The sequence below is a fragment of the Pseudomonas sp. SST3 genome (assembly GCF_003325755.1).
On sequence record NZ_QORI02000226.1, the window covers coordinates 1 to 1592 of the forward strand.

Annotated in this window: 1 protein-coding gene; it reads left to right on the forward strand. The window is 53.8% G+C overall.

Annotated elements, in window-relative coordinates; all coding sequences use genetic code 11:
* Positions 1-234: 234 nt before the first annotated feature.
* Positions 235-1592: IS1182 family transposase (locus DQ405_RS26865; protein WP_168426508.1), on the forward strand; the 1358-nt coding region annotated here is incomplete at its 3' end.

The following is a 1592-nucleotide window of genomic DNA, read 5'->3' on the forward strand; positions in this document are numbered from 1 at the left end:
ATGACGGTGTGAACCTTTACGGCGAAACCGTTAATGGCAAGATACTAGGGAAGGGAATCTGACCAGCAAGCAGGCGCTGGGGTCCCCACATGCGGCTGGCGGACAATCTGTCCGAACTGATGGGTTGAGGAGGCCCGCTCCTTACCTGACAGTCCGCTTTTGGCCCAGAGTGTGTAAAAACGCTCGGGCAAACACTTGCTATGATTTCTGAGCCTGTCATCGCAAGGGAAGCCCATGAAACGGTTTATCCAGGGTGAACACCGAGGTCAAAGCACCTTACTTCCTGAAAGCCTCGACGATTACGTCAGCGATACCAATCCCGTACGCGTGGTCGATGTCTTCGTCGACGAACTTGACCTAGCCACGCTGGGTTTTGATGGTGTCATTCCAGCCGAAACCGGCAGGCCGGCATACCACCCTGCGACCCTTCTGAAGATCTATATCTACGGCTACTTGAACCGCATCCAGTCGAGCCGCCGTCTTGAGCGAGAAGCTCAGCGCAACGTTGAACTGATGTGGCTGACCGGGCGCTTGATGCCCGATTTCAAGACCATCGCCAACTTCCGAAAAGACAACAGCAAAGCCATTCGCGGCGTCTGCCGCCAGTTCGTTTTGCTCTGCCAACAGCTGGGGCTATTCGGAGAAAACCTGGTTGCCATCGATGGCAGTAAATTCAAAGCAGTTAACAACCGCGACCGCAATTTCACCAGCGCAAAGCTGAAGCGCCGAATGGAAGAAATCGAGACAAGCATCAACCGTTACCTGACCTCCCTTGATGCGGCTGATCGGCAAGTATCAACTGCCTCTGAGCCTGACGCTGTGCGCTTGGAGGAGAAAATCGAGAAGCTTAAAAGTCAGATGAAAGAGCTTCAGGTGATTGAGTCTCAGCTCAACGAATCGCCTGACAAACAGGTCTCGCTGACTGATCCAGACGCCCGCTCGATGATGACGCGCGGCAATGGAATCGTTGGCTACAACGTACAGACGGCGGTCGACACCCATCACCATTTGATCGTTGCCCATGAGGTCACGAACGTCGGATCTGACCGCGACCAACTCAGCTCGATGGCGAAACAGGCTAGGGAGGCCATGGCTTTGGAAACGCTGGCGGTAGTGGCTGATCGAGGTTACTTCAAGAGTGAAGAAATCCTGGCCTGTCACGACGCAAACATCACCGCCTACGTTCCAAAGCCAATGACTTCAAGCGCCAAGGCTGATGGTCGATTCAACAGAGATGCCTTCGTTTATGACGCAAGGAAAAACGAATACATCTGCCCGGCGGGAGAGGCCCTGATATGGCGCTTCTCCAGCGTTGAGAAAGGCATGAATATGCACTGTTACTGGAGTTCAAATTGCCAGAGTTGCGCACTGAAAACTCAGTGCACGCCAAGCAAAAATCGTCGAGTAAAACGCTGGGAACATGAAGCTGTGCTGGAGGAAATGCAGCGCCGTCTGAACCAAGCGCCAGAGATGATGCGGGTTCGTAAACGGACTGTTGAGCATCCCTTCGGGACGCTCAAACAATGGATGGGTTCGACGCATTTCTTGACTCGTAGGCTCGTCGGAGTCAGCGCGGAGATGAGCCTGAATGT